Raw genomic sequence first — 25,397 nt, 5'->3', positions numbered from 1 at the left:
TCCTGTTAAGTATAAGCCTGCCCTTTGTATGTGCGTAAAATCACAATCTCTAAACTAACATATCTTTGGGCTAAATAACAACCAATAACCCTTAGATACGATGATAAAGCAGATGGACTATATTCTTTAACCGCTTTTGGATTATATTAAACATATTTTTTGATAATTTTACACAAAAAACACCACTTTAGACTGTTATTTACTAAAACGACATTAAATGGTTCGTTGTGTGTGGTTTTATATGTTTTATTCATAAGGGCTTTATTGTTTTATTCATATTGAATGGCTCGCTTAAAAATATAGTCAGGGTATGAGGATTCCTGAATAGAAAACCGTCGCTCATCTTGAGTAATATGGGCGAGCTCCTCGGTTGCTTTATGCAGCGATAATAATTCAAGTGTCATTAAGGAAATCGTCTCTTCTTCGGTTGTGTGAAAACCTCTCTTTTGTTTTAGATCCTCGATCACCACATGATGACTTGTTGCGATTTGGTGAAGAGGATCAGCGATAATTTTTTTGAATGACCGCACGGCTGCAATCATTTCTTCTTTTTCTTTTTCTGAAATATGGTGGTTTACACGCAAGTGACAAATCTTCCCGATGTGAAAAAGGACTAAGTGTAAGTAATCTAGTTTGCGTTTAAGAAAGCCGAAAGAACGTCTTTCAAATTCATTTGATTTACGATAACGCCATTCATCATATTGAAACTGAGTCAATTGATAAGTAGTCATCAGCTGGTTATGTAAATCCCTGTATAAATGAGTTCGATCGTTTTCTTCATTATCTAAGAGATGTTCTACAGTCTTTTCTAAGGTGTGAGCCGTCTTTTCAAATAAACTCTCCACTTTATTTACAAGGATCGGCCCAAATTTAGGAGGAAGAATAACAAAGTTAACCAATGTAGAGACAATAATACCGGTTGATGTTCCAGACATTCTGGTAAAAAAATCAGCTATAACATGGTCGGTCGTACCTGGAATCATGGCAACAGCGGTTAAGGTGGCTACAAGAGTGCCTGTATCTAATTTTAATTTAGAGCAAGTAAATATGGTTAACATAGCTACTAATGCATAGGTCAAAGCAGATTGTCCAAGTGTAACATCAAGGACGATAGCAAATATTGCACCGATAGACGCTGCCGGCAGACGGACTAACCCCTTCTTTAGCGAGTCCACTGCAGTCGGTTCTGTCGTAACAATCGCTGTGATCACAGCGAAGGTGGCCGGGAGATCAAACCAATGACATAGTAGGGCTGTTAAAAATACGGCGAGCCCTGTTTTGAGCACTCTTCTCCCAATAACAACTTTTTTTCGCATAACATCCCTCTTTTTGCACCAGCCTTGAATCATATTTAGTATGATGCATGTCGAAAAAAGTTATACACATCTACCAAGTTAGGAAAAAGTTTGATATGATTTACAAGGTCTAGTTAAGAAAGGGTGTGTTTCAAGTTGATTAAGTCATCTTTTTACCTAGTGATTATCTTTGCTGTACTGATCATCATAGGGGGTTGTACGACTACTGTGGAACAAGAAGAGATTAGTGATGAAGAAGCTGTAGAAGAAATCGAAGAAAAAGAGCAAGGAAATTCTGATTCCAAAGAATTCGATTCAGGAGAAGGTGAGTCAGGAGAAGATGAGTCTACAAGCAAAGATCAGCAAACTGAAGATAACATTTCTGAGCAGGAACCTAAAGCTCTATATAAGGTGAATGAAACAAATTGGAAGGTAGAATCATTAACTGAAAGTGAACAAAATATCGTCTTGCTGACAATAGATGATGCGCTTGATAAATATAGTGCAGACATGGCAGATGCGTTAAATGAATTAGGGGCTGGCGCAATATTCTTTGTTAACGGCCATTTTATTGAAAGTGAAAAAGGACAAGCTGACTTAAAAAAGATCCACGATATGGGCTTTGAGATTGGCAATCACACAATGAATCATCCTAACTTAGAAGAGTTGAGCGAAGAGGAGCAATATAGAGAAATTGTCGAGTTAAACGATTTAATAGAAGAGGTTACCGGGGAGCGCCCAAGGTTTTTCAGAGCACCTTTTGGCGCGAATACCGCATATTCTGAGTCTGTCGTTCGTGACGAGGGAATGATTCTGATGAACTGGACATACGGCTATGATTGGGAAGCTGAGTATATGGAAAAGGAAGCTCTAGCAGATATTATGGTGAATACCCCATTATTAACGAATGGAGCTAATATTCTTATGCATGATCGAGAGTGGACGATGGAGGCCATAGAAGACATTGTTACTGGCTTAAAAGAGAAAGGCTACGATATTGTTGATCCTAGGGAAATTAAAGGCTTACAATAATCATCTATACGTCTATTAAGACATTCTCGGGTTATACTGGTAAGAAATAAAGAATCCTATTTTAAACAGAAATGAGAGGCATGAATGGTGAAACGTTTTTTGGTTAGTTTGCTCCTTTTGGGAGCTATAGCTGCTGGGTGTCAGCAAGAAACAGAGCAGAATGAAGAAGTAGAAGAAGTGGCAGAAAATGAAGAAGCTTTAGCAGAGATTCCGATTGAAGTTTTAGAAAACGAGGCAGTAGTCCATATTGATGATTTAGTTCAAATCACAGGAGGGGAATATTCCTTTGATGAATTACATCGTACATTGCAGCTTACGATCGATGAAGATCAGTTTTATATGATAGATGAAGTGCCTGTTCTAGAAAGAAACGGAGAATACTTAGCTACTGATGATATTTATTTAGTTATAAATGAAGAAGATGAAGTGTACTTACCTATTGCCTTTATTGAAAAAGGCTTAAACACTCCAGTTACCTTTAAAGAAGAGACTGCAACGTTCTCATGGTTTGGTCCAGCTGAAGCAGTAGGAGGGCCGCCTGAGTCATTTAATTTTGAAGAGTGGAATGTAGATCAGATGGTTGATTATTTAGACTTTCTTGAAAAGCCTATTAAAGGGGCTGAAGTAAGTACCATTGCTAGTCATCTTCCTGGTGTGCCAAGAACGTATCGTAACGGCTTTCATGAAGGGATTGATTGGTATGATCATTCTTCAGGAGGTAACATCTACACAGACACCCCTATTTATGCTATGGGTGAGGGGATTGTCGTTCGGGCCGATCACGACTTTGTAGAATACCCGTCGCCTGAAGTTCGAAATCAAGACTTAGCATTGACTTCTCAGCTAGGCGAAACACCTGAGTATATATTTGACCGCTTAAGAGGCAGACAAGTATGGGTGCAGTATCCAAATGGTGTGATGAATCGTTTTGCTCATTTATACGATATCCCAGAAGATATTCAAGTCGGCAGCCGAGTAAATGCAGAATCAATTATTGGCTATGTTGGAAACTCTGGGACAAGCGGGGCAGTTAATCAAGATTTAACAGAGCTTCACCTTCATCAAGATTTATTAATATACGGAGAGCTGTTTTGGAAACCTCTTAATCAAGAAGAAGTAAAAGAAGTACTTCAACGAATTTGGGATTGAATTAGCCATTGAATTTGGCATTAATGATGGGTTCGACACGTTTCGACTGAAGCTTACAACCTTTTTTTACTACAATATGCTATTGTAATAATCATAAACCATTCTTTGGTTTATGATTATTTTTTAGGGGGGCGAGGGCTTGGTTGATAAATCACAACTCCTAGATGAATTAAGACTTGCTGTGGGCTCTGTACCTGATTATGCTAGAACATTGCCAGATTTTTATCGTGGGATTGTACATAAGCTTGTTAGCAAAATGGATCAACAATTTTCAGTGTGCTTATATACAGCAAGTGAAGCGAACTTTACTCAAGCGGCGTTTGCTGGGGTGGCTCCATGTGAGGAGGCTGTTATTCCATATGGAGAAGGACTGCACAGTATTGCAGCTATTCGAGGGGAAATGATTTTTGAAAAAAAGGCTGATAAACAGTACATTATTGCTCCATTTTATAAGGGGCATCACTTGATTGGTCTGTTATCTTTTCAAATCCCAAGAGAATTTTATGAAATAGGCGAGGATGATCTTATCTTTATTCAAGAAGTTACAAATTTTATTGAGGCAAATTATAAATACTACGAATAAGAGGGCCGGTTTCGGCTCTCTTATTTTTTATGCCAAAAAGGTAGGACATAATTATAAAAATTTTTTTAATGTGACATACAAATTAAGGGTTGACGAATTTAATGTGACATATTATTATAGATTTATAGAAAATAAACCGCTTACAAAAAACGCATAAAGGGGATGCTCTCATGGGTACAATCATTTGCCAAAACTGCAACAAGACGATCGAACATTTTGAAGGTGAAAAGGTTACAAAACTTTATGCTCAAGGACATAACTGTATTGATTGCAAATCAGCTAAGAAGCAAAAATAATTATAAAAGAAGCATGCCCCTCATAACGGGGGCATGCTTCTTTGTTATTTGATCGCCTGATGTTCTTTAATGACTCTTAATGTATTAAATGTAGCATCTTCAGGCCCTTGTACTGGTAAGCCTGCTTGTAAATTTTCTTTTATATAAGCTAAGTTTTCTTGTGAGATGATTTCACCAGGAATAAGAATAGGTATGCCTGGCGGATAGACCATAATGAATTCGGCAATGATTCGGCCTGCAGATTCATCAAATCGAATCACTTCCGTTTCTGCATAAAACGCATCACGCGGTGATAAGGCTAATGTCGGGATGTTTGGTACATACACAGCTTTTGGTTCTAGGCTCTCTGAACGTTGATGAGCTTTTGCTAATTCACTGAGAGCTTGTACAAGGATCTCCATTTTTTCTTCGGTATCCCCCAAAGATACGATGCACAATATATTGTAAAGGTCAGAAAGTTCAACTTCGATTTTATAATGCTCTCTTAACCAATTCTCAACCTCATACCCATTCATACTTAATTCTTTAATAGATATGATTAATTTGGTAGGGTCCATATCGTAAGTTGCCTTTGTGCCAAGAATTTCACTGCCGACACATATAATTCCCGGAATTTCATTTAAGCGAGCTCTTGTTTGTTGAGCTAGTTTTATCGTATGGTCGATTAAAGCTTCACCATCTGTCGCTAACCGTTTTCTAGCCACATCTAAAGATGATAATAGCAGATAAGAGGTAGACGTGGTTGTCAGCATACTAATAATGGACTGCACTCTCTTAGGTGAAACTAACCCTTCTTTAACATTAAGGACTGAACTTTGAGTCATCGATCCCCCGAGTTTGTGAACACTTGTAGCTGCCATATCAGCACCAGCCTGCATCGCTGATAGCGGAAGTTTATTATGAAAATGAATATGGACACCGTGTGCTTCGTCTACTAGAACAGGAATGCAATAAGAATGGGCAACTTCAACAATTGCCTCCAAATTAGCTGAGATTCCAAAGTATGTTGGGTTAATAACGAGCAGCCCTTTTGCATCGGGATGTGATTCTAAAGCTCTCTCCACAGAATCTAATGTAATTCCGTGAGAGATCCCGAGGTCCGGGTCAATCTCGGGATGAATAAATATAGGTGTTGCACCAGAGAAGATAATCGCTGACATAATAGACTTATGAACATTCCTCGGTACAATAATTTTATCTCCTGGTCCGCAAACGGACATGATCATCGTCATGATAGCCCCGCTTGTCCCTTGTACAGAAAAAAAGGTATAATCTGCGCCGAATGCCTCTGCTGCAAGTTCCTGTGCTTCCTTAATGATTCCATGTGGATGATGGAGGTCATCTAATGGGGCAATATTTATTAAATCAATTGATAATGCATTCTCTCCAATAAAATGTCTGAATTCAGGATCCATGCCTGTTCCTTTTTTATGTCCCGGGATATGAAATTGGATCGGGTTTTGTTCTGCATGCTCTTTTACCCCTGTAAATAAAGGAGTTATATCTTGTCGTGACAACACGTTCACCTCATTTATAGTCATCGAATAATAATCTTTACTAAAGTTGATTTCAATTGTGTTCTTTCATATTTTATAAAACAAATTAGAGTATACCAAATCATAGAGCACTCTGCATAGATTCAAATTTAGTACTTATATGCGACTCATAAAAAGCTGTGTTAAACTATAAGTAATGAAGTCTAATTATTCATTCTATTTTGATTACGCTTACAATTTAAAATGTGCAATTACACTTGGAGGGATGGACGATGTGGGAAACGAGAGTGACGAAACTATTAGGTATTGAATATCCAATTATTCAAGGGGGGCTTGCTTATTTAGCATATTCTGACTTGGCTGCTGCCGTATCAGAAGCAGGGGGGCTTGGACAAATTACAGCTATGTCGCTAGAGTCTCCTGAAGCTTTAAGAGATGAAATTCATGCAGTTAGGAAAAAAACATCTAAACCATTTGGAGTAAACTTTGCGATCGGCCAGCATGGACGCCCATTTGAACATATGCTTCAAGTTGCGATTGATGAAAAGGTGCCTGTTGTATCAATGACAGGTGGAAACCCCACACCGATTTTTGACATGTTAAAAGGGACATCCATAAAAACCCTCGTTTTAGTAGCTGCAAGAAGGCAAGCAGAAAAAGCCGAAGAGTTAGGTGCTGATGCGGTAATGGTAGTTGGTCAAGAAGGAGGAGGACATCTTGGGCGCAGCGATACGGGAACGATGGTGTTGATCCCTCAAGTCGTAGACTCAGTAAAGATACCCGTCATTGCTTCTGGAGGAATTGGGGATGGTCGTGGTATGATGGCTGCATTGGCTCTTGGTGCAGAGGGAATAGAAATGGGGACCAGATTTATTGCAACGAAGGAATGTATTCATGCTAGTTCAGAATATAAAGAACGTCTTGTTGAAGCATCTGAAGAAGATACTGTAGTGATTAAGCGCTCACTCGGCGCACCTGCTCGTGCAATTAAAAATAGCTGGACGGATAAAATATTAGAAGTAGAGGAGAAAACTCCTACATATGAAGCGCTAAAGCAGTATATTAGCGGGGAAGCTAACAAAGCCTATATTTATGATGGGAAAGAATCAGGATTTGGCTGGGCTGGGCAAGTGATGGGACGAATTCATGATATTCCAACTGTACAAGAGTTGATGGACCGTATGATTTCAGAAGGTCTAGACATAAGAAAACGCTGGCACTAAACTAGTGTCAGCAGGCAGGAGAGGTTTTTATGGATATGAATATGCCGATCTCACTCGATTGGTCTACAGAAGAAGTGATTGATGTGGTGGAATTTTTCCAAGCAATTGAAAAAGCTTATCAAAAAGGCATAGGCAGGGAAGAACTGTTAGCTAAATACCGCCGCTTTAAGGAAATTGTCCCTTCAAAAAGTGAAGAAAAACAAGTATTTAGAGAGTTTGAACAACAAGCTGATGTATCTTGCTATCACACAGTAAAAAAAGCGAGAGAACAAGACGAAAATACCGTCGTGAAGATGAAGTAGCTAAAAAGGCTGGCCTGTTTAAGGTCAGCCTTTTGCTTATCATTTTAGGAAGGAACGGATGCTTTCTGTGCTTCTTGGTAAAGGGGGAGCAGCTGTTGATACGTTTCTTCAATGCGTTTTAACAATGCATCCCCATCTTTTAATATTGGATCTTGACGGTCAATATGAATCCCGCATAATAATTCGGCTTTTTTTACATCGCGAAGGCGTGTGAGCATTGATGTGAATTCGTCAGCATCGACATCACTTTGCGAGATCGCTTCAGGTTTCATATGATCAATAGACCAGACAAAATCTTTAGGGACCTTTTTAAGCCATTCGCCAGGGTTATCTAAGAGTCTCTCTGCAAACTCCCCTTTAGCAGGTGCTTCATAAATCATTGCAAACCAGACAAATAAATGAGTACCGAATAAACCAACCTGAAAATGAGGTAATTTTTTATACCCTCGTTTATTCGCAGCAAATGCCACCCACGTATCATTTGGAGGGTTTACTTTTCGTCTAGCATGCTTAGCTACATGTGTAAAAAATTCATCGCCAGTCATTGAAGATAGGGTAGGAGCAAGCTCTATTCCTAAAGCTTCAAATTTTGGGCGGATTCTTGTTTTTAATGCTTCCATTCTTGCATCTAATCCCTCGATGTCAAATACATCAAAATCCTCTTGTGTAAATTCGATTTCAGCCATCGTTTAACCTCCAGAAGTCTTTATTTCCTTATATTATCATAACAGCTTACTTTTAATCATAAACTATGCTCCACACACTTTAACTTGATGCCAAAAATTTCACAGAAAATTAAAACATTGGTTGCATTTTATCTTGTCTTAACATATGCTATACTATAAATAACTAAATTTACTGAAAATTTAGTAAAATCTCTCATGAACTTATCCTATCTGCTAAACTCTACGTTAAAGGGGTGTTGGGCAATGAAACAAGTGATCCAAGAGGTTAAGCGAATCGATGTAGGTAAGCGAATTCCAGCTTTGAAGCTTGAAATTGATTACGAACTAATGACACTTCATGATGCGATGATTCAAGAAGATATTGATCAAATGAATGAAGCCAAACGTATTCTTGAGCTACTAAGAGAAGAACTTGTACAATTAAAAGGACATACCCATTAAACAGTACTTAACCAAATAAAAGAATTTGAAGCGAGGGTTCTCCCTCGCTTCTTTATGATTTATTGGCGATTGTGACAACTATAAGGTATTAAAGGCTGGATGATTTTCATTCTAGGAAAGTTATGTCATAATAGCTGTAAGATAGAAAAGGGGGCAGCATTATGTCAATGAATTGGTCAGAACTTGAAAAAGTTGCTACAAGTTGGGTATATGAAGCAGGTCAAAAAATCAAAAAGACATTAGCTGGCCCAATAGATATTGAAACTAAGTCGAACCCAGATGACCTTGTAACTGAAGTAGACCGCTCAATTGAGGAGTTCTTCTATGAGAAAATTCAAACGACATATCCAGAGCACTACTTTCTCGGTGAGGAAGGGATTGCAAGTGAGGAACCTTCATTAGAGGGAACCGTATGGATTATTGATCCTATAGACGGAACAATGAACTTTATTCATCAAAAGCAGAATTTTGCTATATCTGTCGCGGTCTATCATAACAAAGTAGGCATGATAGGGATTATTTACGATGTGATGAGAGATGAGTTATTCCATGCAGTGAGAGGAGACGGAGCTTATCTTAACAATGTTGAACTCCCTCCTGTAAAAGAAAGACCTCTGCACGAATCAGTGATTGGATTAAATGCTAGATGGCTCGTGGAGGAAAAAAATCAATATCGCAATCCGTTGAAAGCCTTGGTTAGAGATGTAAGAAGCATACGATCTTATGGGTCTGCTGCTCTTGAGATGGCTTATGTAGCATCTGATCGATTAGACGGGTATTTGAGTGTCCAGTTATCGCCATGGGACTATGCTGCTGGTATTGTGATCCTGAATGAAGTGGGATGTGTGGCTTCTAATTTTCAAGGCGATCCATTATCTTTAACTGAACCTGGAACTTTATTTGCATCAAAACCGATCTTACATAAAGAAATTATTTCCGTATATATAGGAGAAGAATATTAAAAAAGCTTGAGTAAGTATTTTTCTTACTCAAGCTTTTTTTATTCACTAGCTTCGGTAACTTTCTTTCGCAATGAAATCCCTAAAAATAATGCAATGACTATACCGATAAGAGCTAAGAGAGCAATAACAATACTGCGTTCAGCTACAGCTACTCCAATACTCATAATGCAAATAACTGTAATAACAGCTAATAATAAAAAAAGTACATTCTCCTTCTTCATATAAATCCCCCTAAGATTCAATCACTATCTATAAGTGTATCGTGAAATGCTTTAAAGAAAAAGCCTGACAATGTGACAAATAAGTTAAAGATAAGCACAAAGCACAGAATTAAGCTGGCTTTTACACATAATTATGGACTTGTCTTCAATATGTGCTATACTTAGACAGTTAATCAACAAATAAGGAGAGAATTTAATGACACATCGTGATGATATACGTAATATTGCAATTATTGCCCACGTTGACCATGGTAAAACAACATTGGTTGATGAGCTTTTAAAGCAGTCTGGGACATTTCGTGAAAATGAACAAGTAGAAGAAAGAGCAATGGATTCAAATGCTATAGAAAAAGAACGTGGTATTACAATCCTTGCTAAAAATACTGCAATTAACTTTGAAGATAAACGTATCAATATTATGGACACACCTGGTCACGCGGATTTCGGCGGCGAGGTTGAACGTATTATGAAAATGGTTGATGGTGTACTTCTTGTCGTTGACGCATATGAAGGCTGTATGCCTCAAACTCGTTTCGTACTTAAGAAAGCACTTGAACAGAAATTAACACCAATTGTTGTTGTTAATAAAATTGACCGTGACTTTGCTCGTCCGGCTGAAGTGGTTGATGAGGTTGTTGACTTATTCATTGACCTTGGTGCAGATGAAGACCAACTTGATTTCCCTGTTGTTTATGCATCAGCTATTAATGGTACTGCCAGCATGAATGCGGAAAAGCAAGATGAAAATATGGCTTCATTATTTGAAACGATTGTTAATGAAATTCCAGCTCCAATCGATAACAGCGATGAGCCGCTTCAGTTCCAGGTAACTATGCTTGATTATAATGATTACTTAGGTCGTGTCGGTATTGGACGAGTATTCCGCGGAACAATTAAAGTAGGTCAGCAAGTATCTTTAATGAAGCTTGATGGCTCAGTAAAACAATTCCGTGTAACGAAATTATTTGGTTTCCTAGGCTTAAAACGTACAGAAATTGAAGAAGCAAAAGCTGGGGATTTAATTGCTGTTTCAGGGATGGAAGAAATTAATGTTGGTGAAACGGTTTGTCCTGTAGAACACCAAGAGGCACTTCCAATCCTTCGTATCGATGAACCGACTCTACAAATGACATTCCTAGTTAATAACAGTCCTTTTGCTGGACGTGAAGGAAAATTTGTGACAAGCAGAAAAATCCAAGAACGTCTTCGTGCTGAACTTGAAACGGATGTTAGTTTAAGAGTTGAAGATACAGATTCACCAGATGTGTGGATTGTATCAGGCCGTGGAGAACTTCATTTATCAATTTTAATTGAAAATATGCGTCGTGAAGGATATGAGCTTCAAGTTTCAAAGCCTGAAGTAATTATTCGTGAAGTTGATGGTGTGAAATGTGAACCGGTTGAGCGTGTGCAGATTGATGTTCCGGAAGAATATACTGGATCTGTCATGGAATCATTGGGTGAGCGTAAAGGCGAGATGGTTAACATGACAAATACTGGAACAGGTCAAGTTCGACTTGAGTTTATGGTACCTGCACGTGGATTGATTGGATACACAACTGAATTCCTATCGCAAACGCGCGGTTATGGTATCATTAACCACTCATTCGACAGTTATCAGCCAATGGCTCAAGGACAAGTAGGCGGGCGCCGCCAAGGAGTTCTTGTTTCAATGGAAACAGGTAAAGCAAGTCAATATGGTATTATGCAAGTAGAAGACCGTGGTACAATTTTTGTTGAGCCAGGTACTGAAATTTATGAAGGTATGATTGTTGGAGAGCATACACGTGATAATGACTTGGTTGTTAACATCACAAAGATGAAACAACAGACAAATGTACGTTCAGCTACTAAAGATACGACAGTAACGATGAAAAAGCCTCGTATTTTGACTCTTGAAGAAGCTCTAGAGTACTTGAACGAGGACGAGTACTGTGAATTAACACCAGAATCAATCCGCTTACGTAAGAAGATTTTAGTGAAAACAGAGCGTGAGCGTGCAGAGAAGCGTAAGAAGCTTGCTGCTAAGTAATAAAAAGGCATGAAAGGTTGGGGAGATAGGTGGACAACCAACAATTACAAGAGGCAGATCTTGAAGGCTATTCGTGGCTGATGCAGGCAACTGCTGAGAATCCATGGTATGGGCTGTTAGCATATATAGCGATTGTGATTTTGGCTATCTTGGTTTTTAACCTTGGATTTGCAAGAGAACTGCCAATCCTAAAAAAGGTCGTTGTATATATTATGCTTATTATCGGCTGCTTTGTATTGTGGCTGATGGAATTTGCATTCGGCGCACCGATTATTGTCGTTCTTATTATTTCTGCACTAATCCTTGCAATTTATCGTTACCGTTTGTACAGACACCGGGAAGAGAAAAAGGAAGGATAAAATAATAAGGATAAAATAAAAGAAAGCGAGTGGTTTATAGCCACTCGCTTTCTTTTTCAGTTTTATAGGTTAAAGTGAAATTCCCGCTTGCTTGTCTTTCTAGTGTCCGCTCCCTGATCCGCTCGTCACATTCATTACACATATACGTATGAATCGGACGATTGCGTAAGCGTTTTGCTAATGGGAGCTGGTCATCTATTTTGTCAATTTTATCACAGAGTACACATTTTACTCTCATGACCTTATCACTCCAATCGGTTAACCCTTGGGTCCTATCAACACAATTCATCAACTTTTTAAGTCTGATCGCTGTCTATAAGAAATGGGATTCTATCTTTATTGTAAAGGGATCTTCAAAAAAAAGAAACAAGTTTTAAAAAATGATTAATATAGGTATAGTATACTTATAAGTAATTAATTATAGGGGGGATCAATATGGCTAATCAAGTAGAACATGAGTTGACAAATGAACTGCTGCCTCATTTACAGAAAGAGCGGTATGTTACTCTAGCTACAGTAGACTTTGAGAAAAAATCTCCGAATGTAAATGCGATATCCTGGGTGTATGCGCCTACAAATAAAAAGCTCCGTTTTGCGATTGATAACCGATCACGCATTATTACAAATATTAAAGAGGAGCCTGGTGTGGTCTTGACGATCATTGCCAATGGTTCGACCTATTCAGTTTCAGGAAAAGCAATGATTAAAAGTGAAAAAATGGATTCTGTTCCATTAAAGCTGTCATTAATTGAAGTGGACGTGGAAGAAGTACGTGATGTTATGTTTTATGGTGCAAAAATTGTACAAAATCCTGAATATGATAAAACTTATGATGCTGAGGCGGCAGCGAAGTTAGACCGTCAAGTGATGGAAGCATTAAAAACATATAATAATGAATAAGGGAAGGCGGCCTGCGCAGTATTTGTGCAGGCCGCCTTTAGCTTTCACTTGTTCTTCATTTCATATGATCTTATTTCATATAATCATTCCAAGCTATTTATAGATTCCTCGTCTATCTTATAGGGCTTAGACATATAGTGTTAATGAGAAAGAGTAAATGAATTAGAGACATTATTACAGGAACTCGCATAAATTAATAGCAAGCAGCGTAACGATACTTGAGTCAGGAGGCGGAATGTTGAATAAAATCTACGTTTTAGATACAAACGTACTACTACAGGACCCTCACTCCATTTTCTCATTTGCAGAGAATGAAGTGGTTATTCCAGCCGTTGTATTAGAAGAAGTGGATTCGAAAAAGAGGTATATGGATGAGGTAGGCAGAAATGCCCGCCATTTCTCAAAACTTATAGATAAATTACGGACAAAGGGTAAGCTGCATGAGGGTGTACCATTAGAAGGCGGGGGAAAACTCCGAGTGGAATTAAATCATCGCTCCTTTCAACGATTAAAAGATTCATTTGCAGAAATGTCAAATGATAATCGGATTATTGCTGTTGCCTTGAACTTAATGCTAGAGGAACAAGAGCGTGTTGAAGGGAAACATGTAATCTTAGTGAGCAAGGATGCCCTAGTTAGAGTAAAAGCAGATGCACTTGGCCTTCCGGCAGAAGATTTTTTAAGTGATCGTGTTGTAGAATTTGATTCAGTCTATCCTGGTTATGTAGAAATTTATGTTGATGCAGACGTGATGAAACGCTTTTATTCCCAAGGAGAGCTTGCCATCTCAGAATTGACCAAGCATCCTTTTTACCCCCATCAGTTTATCATTATGAAAGATGCGCTTGGCAGTTCGAGCTCTGCACTAGGTAAAGTAGAGCCTGATGGGAAGAAAGTGAAGCCTTTTGTAAGTGACCCTGATCAAGTGTGGGGAATTAAGCCAAGAAATGTTCAGCAAAGAATGGCATTTGAATTATTGCTTAGAGATGATATCAGTCTCATTACTATGATTGGAAAAGCAGGAACAGGTAAGACGTTATTGTCTCTTGCTGCAGGATTAATGCAAACAGAAGATATGGGTAAGTTTAAAAAGCTAGTCGTAGCGAGACCTGTTGTCCCGTTAGGAAAAGATTTAGGTTATCTTCCAGGAGAAAAAGAAGAAAAATTAAGACCTTGGATGCAGCCTATTTATGATAATCTTGAATTTTTGTTCAATACAAAGAAGCCAGGAGAGATTGATCAGATCTTAGCTGGTATGGGGTCAATTCAAGTAGAAGCACTTACCTATATTAGAGGAAGAAGTATACCAGACCAATTTATCATTATTGATGAAGCTCAAAATTTAACAAAACACGAAGTGAAAACGATCTTAACCAGGGTAGGGGAAAGAAGTAAAATTGTTTTGATGGGTGACCCTCAGCAGATCGATCATCCGTACCTTGATGAATATAATAATGGCCTGACCTATGTAGTGGAGAAATTCAAGGATCAAACTGTAAGCGGTCATGTGAAGCTCGTTAAAGGGGAACGATCAGGCTTAGCCCAATTAGCAGCAGATTTATTATAAAATTGATGCTGTTTTAAAAAATTTCTATAACTAGAATGGGGAAAGTGTGATAACTTAGCGGATGAAATATACGTAGGCTCCGGTGGAAGCAAAAGCAAAGGTGAGACCCCGCAGTGCAGTAGCACGAGGAGGCTCACCAGCTTCCCGTGGAAAACGTAGTATATTTTAGGAGAAGTGCAACGCGAAATCCAATAGATAGCAGGCATTGCATGTTGCTAATGGTATTGTCTCACCCCGCGCTGTACCTTATTTTAATACAAGCTTTCTTACATGAGTAATTGGCTCTTCTCTGTTACGGCCGTCTCCGTAATAAAGGTGAATAGGGCCAGTTTCTATAAGCGGCTTCCCTTCTTTTGAGAACCCAGCGACCATTTCCATCGCTTCTGATAATGGAATGGTTTGAATCGTTCCGCCTTCTTGTTCAACTAAAACCTCACGAACGTCTTGATTCGGTTTCACATTTTGTAAGAAGGGAGCTAGCGGCATGCCAAAAGAGCCTGTTGTTAATTCTTCTTTGTTGTATTGAATTTTGTTGTCATTTGAGTTTGGGTTTGGGGGAGCAGAGCCCTCGATAATCTCTTTATCCCACTGAGCCGAGATGGCTTTGGTATAAGCTTCATCCTTATCTTCCACTATTCTTTCCTCTGTAAAGTATGTAGTTAAATCTACTTTTCGCTCATCAAAGATCCAAACACTTGGGTCGATGGTTAAGGGATGGTCTACATTCCCTTCAATAAAAATAACAAATTCCTCCATTGCTGCAATTCCTCCAATCTAGTTAATCTTTCATTCGTACTCTAATTTCATCTTCATCTTCCTATCAAGTATAAAGCGTTACCATGTATTTGTCACATCTGGGTATAATAAAAGAAATAACCTTTTTGGAGTGAGTGCGATGGTCTGTCAGTACGGTGAACAGTTAGAGAAGTTAGTAAAAGAAGCAGAACCATATGCTGCAGAGGGCAAAGTGGCAGATTATATACCTGCGCTAGCTAAAGCAGATCAAGGTATTTTAGCCGTCTCAATTTTCGATGGCAAAGAAACATGTTTTTCAGCAGGTCACTCAACCGAGATGTTCACATTACAAAGTATTTCGAAAGTGCTTACTTTAGCCCTTGCCTTAATGGACCATGGGGAGGAAGTCGTTTTTGATAAAGTAGGGATGGAACCTACGGGAGATCCTTACAATTCAATAGCAAAATTAGAGTCGCTTGTCGCCAAACCGCTTAATCCAATGATCAATGCAGGAGCCTTGGCCGTCAGTCACCTCATAAAAGGTGAATCAACAGAAGAGAGGCTTGAGAGGCTTCTTCAATTGATTAGAAAAATGAGCGCACGTCCTAGTGTGACCTATAATCGTGAAGTTGCACAATCTGAATTTAACACAGCTGATCTTAATCGCTCCCTTGCTTTTTTTATGAAGCAACATCGAATTATTGATGAAAACGTTGACCAATTATTAGACTTTTATACTAAGCAGTGTGCCATTGAAGTCGATTGTGATGATTTGGCGAGAATCGGATTTGTGTTAGCTAATGGCGGTAAAAATGAAGAAGGTGAAGAGATTATTCCGTTTGAAATTGCAAGACTTGTGAAAACATTTATGGTCACTTGCGGCATGTATAATTCATCAGGAGAGTTTGCTATCAGAGTAGGAATTCCGGCAAAAAGCGGTGTGTCTGGCGGAATTGTTGGTGCTGTACCTAATAGCATTGGTATAGGTATTTATGGCCCGGCATTAGATGAGAAGGGGAATAGTGTGGCTGGAATGAAGCTGCTTGAGGCATTGTCTAGTTATTATCACTTGAGTATTTTCTAATGAGTTTGAAAATCATTTGCAACTAAATCGTTAATTAGTCTTAAAATCATTGCATTTTTAGTATATAAAAGATACTATTAAATCATTGATATAAATAAGTAAGGAGGGGGATCTCGTGTCTCAAGAGATGGTCAATAAGCATAATGAACGAGCGTATGCCCTTCTAAAATCCGATGCTGAGAAGATCCAACAGCTTATCGAAGTGCAAATGGAAAATTTAACGATGCCACAGTGTCCTCTTTATGAAGAGGTTTTAGATACACAGATGTTTGGTTTGTCTAGAGAAATTGACTTTGCCATTCGCCTTGAGCTTGTTAGGGAAGAAGAAGGTAAACAGCTGTTAAATGAATTAGAACGTAAGTTAGCAGCCCTTCACGAAGCATCATTACGCAAATAAAAAAAGTCAAGCTCCATTTAGGATGCTTGACTTTTTTATGTTCAATCCCAATTATCGCTGGATTGAAAAGTGTTTTGTAAACGCTTTTAATTACCCGATGAATCGAAATTGTCAAAAATTTATTTGCCAAATCGATCACATTTTCTCTATACTAGAATACAAGCATGATGAGAAAGATATAACAGGATTATTTAGGAGAGTGGAGGAGAAAGTATATGAATGGTTTAAACAACATTAAAAAGGTCTTAGTAGCTAACCGAGGAGAAATTGCAATTCGTATATTCCGTGCTTGTACTGAATTACATATTCGTACGGTCGCAATCTACTCAAAAGAAGATGCGGGTGCTTACCACAGATATAAAGCGGATGAAGCCTATTTGGTTGGAGAAGGTAAAAAGCCAATCGATGCCTATTTAGATATCGAAAACATCATCGAAGTGGCTAAGTTACATGATGTAGATGCAATTCACCCTGGATACGGATTTCTATCAGAGAACATTGACTTTGCTACTCGCTGTAAAGAAGAAGGTATAATCTTTATCGGTCCTGAACTTGAACATCTCATTATGTTCGGAGATAAGGTACAGGCTAGAACCCAGGCTGTAAAAGCAAATCTACCTGTCATTCCTGGAAGTGACGGGCCTGTATTAAGCCTTGAGGAAGTCGAGAAATTTGGAGAAGAACACGGCTACCCGTTTATTATTAAAGCGTCTTTAGGCGGCGGCGGACGCGGGATGAGAATTGTCCGTTCAAAGTCTGAAATGAAGGAATCGTACGAGCGTGCAAAATCAGAAGCTAAATCTGCTTTTGGTAACGACGAGGTTTATGTAGAAAAATTTATTGAAAACCCTAAACATATTGAAGTACAGATCTTAGCAGATAAACATGGTTCTACGGTGCATCTATATGATCGCGATTGTTCCGTACAAAGACGTCATCAAAAAGTAGTTGAAATTGCACCGAGTGTTTCATTAGATATAGAACTGCGCGAACGAATTTGTGCTGCGGCTGTACAATTGATGGAAAATGTGAACTATTTAAATGCAGGTACGGTTGAGTTTCTTGTAACTGATACGGGAGAGTTCTATTTTATTGAAGTGAACCCTAGAGTACAGGTTGAGCATACCATTACCGAAATGGTCACAGGTATTGACATTGTCCAATCACAGCTTTTGATTGCTGACGGCGAGCAGCTGCACAGTGCAAAGGTTGGAATACCAGCTCAAGAAGAAATCGTGTGTAATGGTTTTGCTATACAGTCTCGAGTAACAACTGAAGATCCAAGTAACGGATTTATGCCTGATACTGGCCGTATTAATGCCTATCGTACGGGTGGAGGTTTCGGTGTTCGACTTGATGCTGGAAATGGATTCCAAGGAGCGGTTATCACTCCTTACTATGATTCCTTATTAGTGAAAGTATCGACTTGGGCTTTAACATTTGAAAGCGCCGCAGCGAAAATGCTTCGTAACCTAAAAGAATTCCGAATCCGCGGTATTAAAACGAATATTGCGTTTTTAGAGAATGTGGTTCAACACCCTCGTTTTCTAAACGGTGAATATAATACATCATTCATTGATACGACACCAGAATTATTCGTTTTCCCTAAGCGAAAAGATCGTGGTACCAAAATGCTTTCGTTTATTGGAGAAACGATTGTAAATGGTTATCCAGGACTTGAAAAAGCCAAAAAACCAATTTTAGATAAGCCGCAAGTGCCAAAACTGAAATTGACAGAGCCTATCCCGGACGGAACAAAGCAAATCTTAGATAAGGAAGGACCTGAAGCCTTAGCGAAATGGGTTAAAGAACAAAAAGACGTTCTTCTTACTGATACCACTTTCCGTGATGCTCATCAGTCATTACTTGCAACCCGAGTGAGAACACATGACCTTAAGCAAATCGCAGAGCCAACAGCTCGTATGCTTCCAAACTTATTCTCAATGGAGATGTGGGGCGGAGCTACATTTGATGTTGCGATGCGCTTCTTGCATGAGGACCCTTGGGAGCGTTTAATTACGCTGCGTAAGCAAGCGCCAAATGTCCTCTTTCAAATGTTGCTTCGTGCATCAAACGCGGTAGGATACAAGAATTACCCGGATAACGTTATTGAAGAATTCGTAGCAAAATCAAGCAATGCCGGCATTGATGTATTCCGTATCTTTGACAGCTTAAACTGGGTGCCAGGTATGACTTTAGCCATTGATTCTGTGCGAAATAACAACAAAATTGCTGAAGCTGCCATGTGTTATACAGGAGATATTCTTGATTCGTCAAGACCAAAATATGATCTTGCCTACTACAAAAATCTAGCTAAAGAGTTAGAGCAAGCAGGTGCGCATATTTTAGGAATTAAAGATATGGCAGGATTATTAAAGCCTGAAGCAGCATATCAATTGATCTCTACCCTTAAAGAAACGGTCGATATCCCTATTCACCTGCATACTCATGATACAAGCGGCAACGGACTATTTATGTATGCCAAAGCGATTGAGGCAGGCGTAGATATCGTCGATGTAGCTGTAAGTTCTATGGCAGGCCTTACATCTCAGCCAAGTGCAAACAGCTTGTACTATGCACTAAGTCACTCAGAGCGCAAGCCGAATGTAGACATTAAAGCATTAGAGCAGTTAGGCGAGTTCTGGGATGGGACTAGAAAATATTATGCTGGTTTTGAAAGCGGCATGAACGCTCCTCATACGGAAGTATATGAGCATGAAATGCCAGGGGGACAATACAGCAACCTTCAGCAGCAAGCAAAAGCAGTAGGATTAGCTGCTCGCTGGAATGAAGTAAAGAAAATGTATCGTACGGTCAATGATATGTTTGGAGATGTTGTGAAAGTAACACCTTCTTCTAAAGTAGTAGGGGATATGGCATTATACATGGTTCAAAATAACTTGACTGAAGAAGACATCTACAATAAAGGAGAGTCACTTGACTTCCCAGATTCTGTGGTTGAATTATTTGAAGGTCAGTTAGGCCAGCCGTATCAAGGTTTCCCTGAGAAGCTCCAAAAGATTATCTTAAAAGGCCGTAAGCCGATTGAAGGCCGCCCTAGTGAAAATATGGAGCCTGTCGATTTCCAAGAAATTAAAGAAAAATTATTTAAGCAGCTTGATCGTCAAGTGACCAGCCATGATATGCTTTCTTATGCGCTTTATCCAAAAGTGTTTACTGAGTTTGAGGCATTTAGAAATCAATTTGGTGACGTCTCTGTTCTAGATACACTGACGTTCTTCTATGGCATGAGGCTTGGAGAAGAAATCGAAGTGGAAATTGAGAAAGGAAAAACATTAATTGTGAAATTGGTTTCCCTTTCAAAACCGCAGGACGATGGTACACGGATCGTTTATTTCGAATTAAATGGCCAGCCGCGTGAAGTGGTTATTAAGGATATGAATGTGGCAAGTACGACTGTAGCTAGACCGAAAGTTGATAAAGACAACCCTAATCAAATTGGGGCGTCTATGCCAGGTACCGTAGTTAAAACATTAGTACAAAAAGGCGACAAAGTACAAAAAGGCGACCATCTCATGATCACAGAAGCAATGAAGATGGAGACGACGGTTCAAGCCGCATTTGATGGAGAAGTAAAAGAAGTATTTGTAAGTGATGGAGATCCGATCTTAACTGGTGATTTGCTTATAGAATTAGTTTAAGTTCCAAGCACAGCCTGTCATTGACAGGTTGTGTTTTTTCTTGTGATGTGAAGGGTAGTATACTATAATTGTATATACTTTGTTTATGCTATGTGCAATTTATTGTATAACTGGGGGGTGGAAATGTTGGGGAATAGCGATTCACTTAAGGCAGTTTGGTTTAGAAGAGACTTTAGACTTCATGACCATACGGCATTAAAGCATGCAATAGAGGCGATTGAAAAACATGGTGGCAAGTGGCTGGCCTTTTTCTATTTAGATCCTAAAACAGCATCAGTTGAACCGGTTCATCATGATTATTTTTTTCAAACCGTCATGCAGTTTAAACAAATGCTTAAAACTAATGGAGGAGATCTCTACATTATTACGGGTACAATTGAAGGCGCACTTTCTAAATTGCTCCAAGCTTTTCCTGAAATAGATGCCGTGTATGCAAACGATGATCGTGTAGGGGATGGAAGGCTAAGAGATGAAGCGGCAGAACATTTCCTTGCTAAACAATCGATACCCTTCTATACATTTGAGGATGCTTATTTAACAGAGCCTGATCAAGTATTAAAAAAAGACGGCACTCCTTACAAAGTATTTACCCCATATTATAAGGCTTGGGCAAAAGAAAGGAAGCGTACCCCGGCTGTTATTAAGAGAGATGTGTTGTTAGGTTCAGTTCATAAAGGTACTGCACCCGACCGGGAGGCGGAAACTTTATTTAACAACCTAATAAAGAAATGCAGCTATGATTGGTCTGCCATAGGCGAGGAGCATGCAATAAAGAGACTTCAAATGTTTACGAAAAAAAGGCTCTCAGGCTATAAGGCGAATCGTGATTTTCCAAGTATAACCGGGACCAGCCGGCTTTCACCATATATAAAAACTGGTGCCGTGTCTAGTAGAAGTATTTATTATCATATTTTAAATGCTGAAGCAGATTCCTATAGTGCCGAAACATTTTTAAAAGAGTTAGCATGGAGAGATTTTTATCGTATGGTTCATTTTTACGAGCCAGATTGTAAAGACCGTGAAATAATGGAGGGGTACCGAGAGTTGAACTGGAGTCATGATCAAGACGATTTAACTTCATGGAAACGTGGAGAGACTGGCTTTCCGATTGTAGATGCAGGAATGAGGCAATTGTTGAATGAAGGCTGGATGCATAATCGGCTCAGAATGATCACTGCCTCGTTTCTTACCAAAGATTTGTTAATTGATTGGCGGTTGGGGGAGCGGTATTTTGAACGCATGCTGATTGATTACGATCCTTCTTCTAATATCGGAGGCTGGCAATGGGCCGCCTCAGTAGGGACGGATGCTGTACCTTATTTTAGAATCTTTAATCCTGTTACTCAATCAAAACGATTTGATGAGAATGGTACCTATATACGCACCTATATCCCGGAGCTTAATCATGTGCCTGATCATTATATACATGAGCCGTGGAAAATGAGTGAAGAAGAACAAGTCAAGTATAAATGCAGGCTAGATGAGGATTATCCTCTGCCTATCGTTGACCACAGTAAGCAAAGGAAGAAAGCTTTATCGTTTTTTAAAGGTGACGATGAGGAATGAGGGATGAGGGTGTATGAAATAGATAAATATGGGGATAAATAAAAAATGACAGCAATAGACTGCTGTCATTTTTTTGTGGTTAATTATTGTAATTAAATACTGTAATTAATGTGAAGGCCTTGTAATAATCATAGTCATGTAAGACAAGGCCGAGAAAAGTATTGAGATAATTAATGCATGAATAAGACCAACAGATAAAGCATTTTGAGTAAATACAATCGAAATACCGCTAATAAATTGGCCGACAACTAATAAGAAAGATAACACAGCTGTCCAAGTCAGCACTCTGTAATGTCGATAACGAGATAAAGTCCAAATCATAAGAATGAGTAAAAAGAGTAAGAGAATCGTTCCCACGACTCTATGGAAGTAATGTGCCCCGACCGGACCGTACAGTCCAGGGAAAATCTGGCCGTTACATAATGGAAAACCGGCGCAGGCTAATGTAGCTTCTGAATGCTTTACATATGCTCCTGAATAGATTACTGCATAACAATAAGTAATAACAAAGAATACATAATACTTAAAGCCTCTGCTTACTTTAGGAGCCATTGTATGCTCTCTGCCGTCTTCAAATGCTAGAATGGTTAGCAATACGACTGCAGCAAGAGACATAGCAGAAATACCAAAGTGGAGGGCAAGAATCGCCTTTGATTGACCAAATACGACGGCGCCTGCTCCTAGCAGACCTTGAAAAATAATAAGTATGACAGCAGCGAATGATAATGCTTTCGCTTCTCTCATATGCTTTAGTTGCTTCCAAGCCCAAATAGCAAGAATAATAATCATTGCACCTACTAACCCTGATACAATTCGATGACTATATTCAATAATCGTCTCTATGGCAGGGTTTGTCGGAATCACTTCGCCAAAACAAAGCGGCCAAGTGGCCCCGCAACCTTCACCTGAACCAGTTTTAGTAACAAGTGCACCTTGTAAGAGGACGATTAACACCCCAATTGAGGTGATGACACTATAAATCTTCAATCGTTTGTGCACTAATTTCACCTTTCCTTCTATAAAATTATCTAAATATATGCTAGAGTAAGCAAAGAGAAAAACATTTGTCTCCTTTTGATCTTAAAAATAAAGCAAATAAAAGTCAATTTCCTCACCGTGAATATTTTATGTCGAATCCTAAATGTGAAGAAAATGTGAAACTCATGATTTTGCTGAAACAATTGAGATTTTGAGATATAATGTGTTTGTGACAGATATTAGGTGTGTGTGAAAACGGCGCCTAATTTATTTTTTGTAGAAATGTCTGTATGAATGGTTCATTCTACAAAGGGGGTGAAGAATTGATGAATAAGTCTAATACAGCCATCGATCCGACAAATGTAATCGAAGCTGGTCCTGATTCATCAGTTGCTGACGTTCAGCAAAAATCATGGAAAGACTATCTTGTGCTTGCAAAGCAAGGGATCGTTACTTCTAATCTAATTACAACCTTTGCCGGGATTTACTTGGCAATTGTTTATACCGGTACAGTGTTTACGATGCATCTTGATACAATGATTTTTGCGCTCTTAGGAGCAGCATTAGTCATGGCAGGCGGTTGTACATTAAACAACTATATTGATCGTGACATAGATCATCTTATGGAACGAACAAAAGAAAGGCCTACTGTAACTGGACGCTTTTCTGCTAAACATGTGCTGCTGGTTGGACTTGCACAGGCTGCTTTAGGGATAATCTTTTTAGCGCTTACAACACCGACTGCAGCTGTTATCGGGTTAATTGGTTTGTTTATTTATGTAGTGTTATACACTATGTGGACTAAGAGAACTACTACATTAAATACAATTGTAGGAAGCTTTTCAGGAGCAGTTCCTCCATTAATTGGTTGGGCAGCGATCGATGGCGGTTTACACTTGTATGCTTGGTTGCTATTTTTTATCATGTTTCTTTGGCAGCCTCCACACTTCCTTGCATTAGCAATGAAGCGTGTAGAAGAATACAGAGCAGCTGGAATTCCAATGCTGCCGGTAGTTGCAGGTTTTGAAATGACTAAACGTCAGATGGTCGTTTATGTAGCCGCACTTCTGCCAGTTTCTTTAATGCTCTACCCTTTTGGACTTGTCTACACAATCGTCGCAGCTGTTTTAGGAGTAGGTTGGCTTGCTCTTGGAATTGCTGGTTTTAAGATGAAAGATGATATTAAGTGGGCAAGATTAATGTTTGTTTATTCGTTAAATTATTTAACGATTCTATTTGTTCTTATGGTCATTGTTCATTTCTAATTTATTAGAGACATCTAACTAAGTTAGAGAACCTAACTCATTAGAAATGAATTTTTGATGATAAATATTTTTATGTAGTTATGACTACTTGACGAAAGTGAGGTTGGATTGTCAGATGAAACTTTGGAAAACAGCATCGCGTTTTCTACCTCTTTCATTTTTAACCCTTTTCTTGACAGGGTGTCTGGGGGAGGAAAACCTAACGGCTCTTGATCCTAAGGGTCCTCAAGCACAATGGATTTATGATAATATGATTCTTTCAATAATTGTCATGGCCCTTGTGAGTATTGTCGTATTTGCAATCTTTTTCATCATCCTTGCAAAATATCGTCGCAAACCTGGTGACGACGAGATTCCTAAACAAGTTCACGGGAATACGGCACTCGAAATTACGTGGACAGTGATTCCGATTATCCTGCTTGTAATCTTAGCGGTACCTACAATTACCGGTACGTTTATGTTTGCGGATAAGGATCCAGACCCTGAAGTAGGGGATAACACTGTCTACATCAAAGTAACAGGTCATCAGTTCTGGTGGCAGTTTGATTACGAAAACGAAGGGTTTACTGCTGGGCAAGATGTTTACATTCCAGTAGGAGAGAAAGTAATCTTTGAGCTTCACGCGCAAGATGTTCTTCACTCATTCTGGGTACCTGCTCTAGGCGGTAAAATTGATACCGTTCCTGGTATCACCAACCACATGTGGTTAGAAGCAGATGAGCCCGGCGTTTTTAAAGGTAAATGTGCTGAGCTTTGTGGTCCTTCACATGCCTTAATGGACTTTAAACTGATCGCTCTTGAGCGTGATGAATACGATGCTTGGGTAGAAGGTATGTCAGCTGAGGTAGAAGAGCCTACCGAAACTCTTGCTAACCAAGGTCGTCAAGTATTTGAAGAAAACTCATGTATTGGATGTCACGCGGTAGGTGGAACGGGAACTGCAGCAGGTCCGGCTTTCACTAACTTTGGAGAGCGTGAAGTAATTGCTGGTTATCTTGAGAATAACGATGAGAACCTAGAGGCATGGATTCGTGATCCTCAATCTCTAAAACAAGGTAATGTTATGCCAGCATACCCTGATATGAGCGAGGAAGATATGGAAGCACTAATTGCATACCTTCGTTCATTAAAAGTAATGGAATAAGACTAGCGAACTTGATTTAGAA

25 protein-coding genes are annotated in these 25,397 nt (G+C 39.1%); 18 read left to right on the top strand and 7 right to left on the bottom strand.

Translation table 11 applies throughout. The features are described 5' to 3' along the window. Positions 1-269: 269 nt before the first annotated feature. The gene (locus BPOF4_RS12540) at positions 270-1,316 is read right to left on the bottom strand and encodes an FUSC family protein (protein WP_012959559.1); all 1,047 of its coding nucleotides are present in this window, start codon (positions 1,314-1,316) and stop codon (positions 270-272) included. A 135-nt stretch (positions 1,317-1,451) separates the two neighbouring features. On the opposite strand from BPOF4_RS12540, the gene BPOF4_RS12535 reads away from it, so the two are divergent. From BPOF4_RS12535 to BPOF4_RS21665, 4 genes are all read left to right on the top strand, one after another. Then, entirely contained in the window at positions 1,452-2,327 is an 876-nt protein-coding gene (locus BPOF4_RS12535) for a polysaccharide deacetylase family protein (protein WP_238446463.1), read from the top strand. Between the two features lie 84 nt (positions 2,328-2,411). Next, a complete protein-coding gene (locus BPOF4_RS12530) occupies positions 2,412-3,476 on the top strand; it encodes a M23 family metallopeptidase (protein ID WP_012959557.1) in 1,065 nt (354 codons plus the stop codon). Between the two features lie 139 nt (positions 3,477-3,615). Continuing rightward, positions 3,616-4,059: a hypothetical protein gene (locus tag BPOF4_RS12525; protein ID WP_012959556.1), complete on the top strand. Its 444-nt coding sequence runs from the start codon at positions 3,616-3,618 to the stop codon at positions 4,057-4,059. Between the two features lie 170 nt (positions 4,060-4,229). Continuing rightward, positions 4,230-4,355 (top strand): GapA-binding peptide SR1P, encoded by a 126-nt coding sequence (locus BPOF4_RS21665; protein WP_012959555.1) that lies wholly within the window; start codon positions 4,230-4,232, stop codon positions 4,353-4,355. 44 nt (positions 4,356-4,399) lie between these two features. Here the strand turns inward: BPOF4_RS21665 and BPOF4_RS12520 are convergent, their stop codons facing one another. Beyond that, positions 4,400-5,872 carry an aminotransferase class I/II-fold pyridoxal phosphate-dependent enzyme gene (locus BPOF4_RS12520; protein WP_012959554.1) on the bottom strand — a complete coding sequence of 491 codons (1,473 nt, stop codon included), beginning with the start codon at positions 5,870-5,872 and terminating at the stop codon, positions 4,400-4,402. A 251-nt stretch (positions 5,873-6,123) separates the two neighbouring features. Between BPOF4_RS12520 and BPOF4_RS12515 the strand changes: the two genes are divergently transcribed. Together BPOF4_RS12515 and BPOF4_RS12510 are read left to right on the top strand one after the other, a co-directional pair. After that, entirely contained in the window at positions 6,124-7,074 is a 951-nt protein-coding gene (locus tag BPOF4_RS12515) for an NAD(P)H-dependent flavin oxidoreductase (RefSeq protein WP_012959553.1), read from the top strand. Positions 7,075-7,103: 29 nt separating this feature from the next. Further along, positions 7,104-7,376 (top strand): UPF0223 family protein, encoded by a 273-nt coding sequence (locus tag BPOF4_RS12510; protein ID WP_012959552.1) that lies wholly within the window; start codon positions 7,104-7,106, stop codon positions 7,374-7,376. A 44-nt stretch (positions 7,377-7,420) separates the two neighbouring features. On the opposite strand, the gene BPOF4_RS12505 is transcribed toward BPOF4_RS12510, so the two are convergent. Next, the gene (locus tag BPOF4_RS12505) at positions 7,421-8,062 is read right to left on the bottom strand and encodes a DUF1054 domain-containing protein (RefSeq protein WP_012959551.1); all 642 of its coding nucleotides are present in this window, start codon (positions 8,060-8,062) and stop codon (positions 7,421-7,423) included. 243 nt (positions 8,063-8,305) lie between these two features. Here BPOF4_RS12505 and BPOF4_RS12500 point away from each other — a divergent pair, with 243 nt between their 5' ends. Together BPOF4_RS12500 and BPOF4_RS12495 are read left to right on the top strand one after the other, a co-directional pair. Further along, a complete protein-coding gene (locus BPOF4_RS12500; RefSeq protein WP_012959550.1) occupies positions 8,306-8,503 on the top strand; it encodes a hypothetical protein in 198 nt (65 codons plus the stop codon). A 161-nt stretch (positions 8,504-8,664) separates the two neighbouring features. Continuing rightward, positions 8,665-9,465: an inositol monophosphatase family protein gene (locus BPOF4_RS12495; protein WP_012959549.1), complete on the top strand. Its 801-nt coding sequence runs from the start codon at positions 8,665-8,667 to the stop codon at positions 9,463-9,465. A 38-nt stretch (positions 9,466-9,503) separates the two neighbouring features. Here BPOF4_RS12495 and BPOF4_RS12490 read toward each other — a convergent pair whose 3' ends face one another. Beyond that, positions 9,504-9,686, bottom strand: a complete 183-nt coding sequence (locus BPOF4_RS12490) for a DUF5325 family protein (protein ID WP_012959548.1) — start codon at positions 9,684-9,686, stop codon at positions 9,504-9,506. Positions 9,687-9,882: 196 nt separating this feature from the next. On the opposite strand from BPOF4_RS12490, the gene typA reads away from it, so the two are divergent. Both typA and BPOF4_RS12480 read left to right on the top strand, forming a co-directional pair. Continuing rightward, positions 9,883-11,718, top strand: a complete 1,836-nt coding sequence (gene typA / locus BPOF4_RS12485; protein WP_012959547.1) for a translational GTPase TypA — start codon at positions 9,883-9,885, stop codon at positions 11,716-11,718. 29 nt (positions 11,719-11,747) lie between these two features. Continuing rightward, positions 11,748-12,077 carry a YlaH-like family protein gene (locus tag BPOF4_RS12480; protein WP_012959546.1) on the top strand — a complete coding sequence of 110 codons (330 nt, stop codon included), beginning with the start codon at positions 11,748-11,750 and terminating at the stop codon, positions 12,075-12,077. A gap of 34 nt (positions 12,078-12,111) precedes the next feature. Here the strand turns inward: BPOF4_RS12480 and BPOF4_RS12475 are convergent, their stop codons facing one another. Then, positions 12,112-12,315, bottom strand: a complete 204-nt coding sequence (locus tag BPOF4_RS12475) for a YlaI family protein (protein ID WP_012959545.1) — start codon at positions 12,313-12,315, stop codon at positions 12,112-12,114. A 197-nt stretch (positions 12,316-12,512) separates the two neighbouring features. On the opposite strand from BPOF4_RS12475, the gene BPOF4_RS12470 reads away from it, so the two are divergent. After that, the gene (locus BPOF4_RS12470; RefSeq protein ID WP_012959544.1) at positions 12,513-12,977 is read left to right on the top strand and encodes a pyridoxamine 5'-phosphate oxidase family protein; all 465 of its coding nucleotides are present in this window, start codon (positions 12,513-12,515) and stop codon (positions 12,975-12,977) included. 238 nt (positions 12,978-13,215) lie between these two features. Next, positions 13,216-14,544: a PhoH family protein gene (locus BPOF4_RS12465; RefSeq protein WP_012959543.1), complete on the top strand. Its 1,329-nt coding sequence runs from the start codon at positions 13,216-13,218 to the stop codon at positions 14,542-14,544. Between the two features lie 246 nt (positions 14,545-14,790). Here the strand turns inward: BPOF4_RS12465 and BPOF4_RS12460 are convergent, their stop codons facing one another. Next, the gene (locus tag BPOF4_RS12460; RefSeq protein ID WP_012959542.1) at positions 14,791-15,300 is read right to left on the bottom strand and encodes a hypothetical protein; all 510 of its coding nucleotides are present in this window, start codon (positions 15,298-15,300) and stop codon (positions 14,791-14,793) included. A gap of 139 nt (positions 15,301-15,439) precedes the next feature. Between BPOF4_RS12460 and glsA the strand changes: the two genes are divergently transcribed. From glsA to BPOF4_RS12435, 4 genes are all read left to right on the top strand, one after another. Beyond that, positions 15,440-16,363, top strand: a complete 924-nt coding sequence (gene glsA, locus BPOF4_RS12455) for a glutaminase A (protein WP_012959541.1) — start codon at positions 15,440-15,442, stop codon at positions 16,361-16,363. A gap of 127 nt (positions 16,364-16,490) precedes the next feature. Continuing rightward, the gene (locus BPOF4_RS12450; RefSeq protein ID WP_411810022.1) at positions 16,491-16,760 is read left to right on the top strand and encodes an Fpa/YlaN family protein; all 270 of its coding nucleotides are present in this window, start codon (positions 16,491-16,493) and stop codon (positions 16,758-16,760) included. Between the two features lie 215 nt (positions 16,761-16,975). Beyond that, entirely contained in the window at positions 16,976-20,422 is a 3,447-nt protein-coding gene (gene pyc / locus BPOF4_RS12440) for a pyruvate carboxylase (protein ID WP_012959538.1), read from the top strand. 123 nt (positions 20,423-20,545) lie between these two features. Beyond that, complete coding sequence (locus BPOF4_RS12435; protein ID WP_041822481.1) at positions 20,546-21,988, top strand: cryptochrome/photolyase family protein; 1,443 nt, start codon at positions 20,546-20,548, stop codon at positions 21,986-21,988. Between the two features lie 105 nt (positions 21,989-22,093). On the opposite strand, the gene BPOF4_RS12430 is transcribed toward BPOF4_RS12435, so the two are convergent. Then, complete coding sequence (locus tag BPOF4_RS12430) at positions 22,094-22,987, bottom strand: COX15/CtaA family protein (protein WP_012959536.1); 894 nt, start codon at positions 22,985-22,987, stop codon at positions 22,094-22,096. A gap of 305 nt (positions 22,988-23,292) precedes the next feature. Here BPOF4_RS12430 and cyoE point away from each other — a divergent pair, with 305 nt between their 5' ends. Continuing rightward, the gene (gene cyoE, locus BPOF4_RS12425) at positions 23,293-24,231 is read left to right on the top strand and encodes a heme o synthase (RefSeq protein WP_012959535.1); all 939 of its coding nucleotides are present in this window, start codon (positions 23,293-23,295) and stop codon (positions 24,229-24,231) included. 115 nt (positions 24,232-24,346) lie between these two features. Then, positions 24,347-25,375 (top strand): cytochrome c oxidase subunit II, encoded by a 1,029-nt coding sequence (gene coxB / locus BPOF4_RS12420; protein ID WP_012959534.1) that lies wholly within the window; start codon positions 24,347-24,349, stop codon positions 25,373-25,375. The last annotated feature ends 22 nt before the right edge of the window (positions 25,376-25,397 follow it).

The organism is Alkalihalophilus pseudofirmus OF4 (genome assembly GCF_000005825.2).
Taxonomy (GTDB): domain Bacteria; phylum Bacillota; class Bacilli; order Bacillales; family Bacillaceae_D; genus Alkalihalophilus; species Alkalihalophilus pseudofirmus.
This window is presented reverse-complemented; position numbering and strand designations above follow the sequence as displayed.

Excerpts from the sequence above, each read along its gene's own strand:
- BPOF4_RS12490 (WP_012959548.1), bottom strand. The coding sequence starts at position 9,686 with ATGAAGAAGGAGAATGTACTTTTTTTATTATTAGCTGTTATTACAGTT.
- BPOF4_RS12495 (WP_012959549.1), top strand. The coding sequence starts at position 8,665 with ATGTCAATGAATTGGTCAGAACTTGAAAAAGTTGCTACAAGTTGGGTA.
- BPOF4_RS12435 (WP_041822481.1), top strand. The coding sequence starts at position 20,546 with ATGTTGGGGAATAGCGATTCACTTAAGGCAGTTTGGTTTAGAAGAGAC.
- BPOF4_RS12500 (WP_012959550.1), top strand. The coding sequence starts at position 8,306 with ATGAAACAAGTGATCCAAGAGGTTAAGCGAATCGATGTAGGTAAGCGA.
- pyc (WP_012959538.1), top strand. The coding sequence starts at position 16,976 with ATGAATGGTTTAAACAACATTAAAAAGGTCTTAGTAGCTAACCGAGGA.
- BPOF4_RS12450 (WP_411810022.1), top strand. The coding sequence starts at position 16,491 with ATGGTCAATAAGCATAATGAACGAGCGTATGCCCTTCTAAAATCCGAT.
- BPOF4_RS12475 (WP_012959545.1), bottom strand. The coding sequence starts at position 12,315 with ATGAGAGTAAAATGTGTACTCTGTGATAAAATTGACAAAATAGATGAC.
- cyoE (WP_012959535.1), top strand. The coding sequence starts at position 23,293 with ATGAATAAGTCTAATACAGCCATCGATCCGACAAATGTAATCGAAGCT.
- BPOF4_RS12505 (WP_012959551.1), bottom strand. The coding sequence starts at position 8,062 with ATGGCTGAAATCGAATTTACACAAGAGGATTTTGATGTATTTGACATC.
- BPOF4_RS12530 (WP_012959557.1), top strand. The coding sequence starts at position 2,412 with ATGGTGAAACGTTTTTTGGTTAGTTTGCTCCTTTTGGGAGCTATAGCT.
- BPOF4_RS12515 (WP_012959553.1), top strand. The coding sequence starts at position 6,124 with ATGTGGGAAACGAGAGTGACGAAACTATTAGGTATTGAATATCCAATT.
- BPOF4_RS12510 (WP_012959552.1), top strand. The coding sequence starts at position 7,104 with ATGGATATGAATATGCCGATCTCACTCGATTGGTCTACAGAAGAAGTG.
- BPOF4_RS12540 (WP_012959559.1), bottom strand. The coding sequence starts at position 1,316 with ATGCGAAAAAAAGTTGTTATTGGGAGAAGAGTGCTCAAAACAGGGCTC.
- glsA (WP_012959541.1), top strand. The coding sequence starts at position 15,440 with ATGGTCTGTCAGTACGGTGAACAGTTAGAGAAGTTAGTAAAAGAAGCA.
- BPOF4_RS21665 (WP_012959555.1), top strand. The coding sequence starts at position 4,230 with ATGGGTACAATCATTTGCCAAAACTGCAACAAGACGATCGAACATTTT.
- BPOF4_RS12460 (WP_012959542.1), bottom strand. The coding sequence starts at position 15,300 with ATGGAGGAATTTGTTATTTTTATTGAAGGGAATGTAGACCATCCCTTA.
- BPOF4_RS12470 (WP_012959544.1), top strand. The coding sequence starts at position 12,513 with ATGGCTAATCAAGTAGAACATGAGTTGACAAATGAACTGCTGCCTCAT.
- typA (WP_012959547.1), top strand. The coding sequence starts at position 9,883 with ATGACACATCGTGATGATATACGTAATATTGCAATTATTGCCCACGTT.
- coxB (WP_012959534.1), top strand. The coding sequence starts at position 24,347 with ATGAAACTTTGGAAAACAGCATCGCGTTTTCTACCTCTTTCATTTTTA.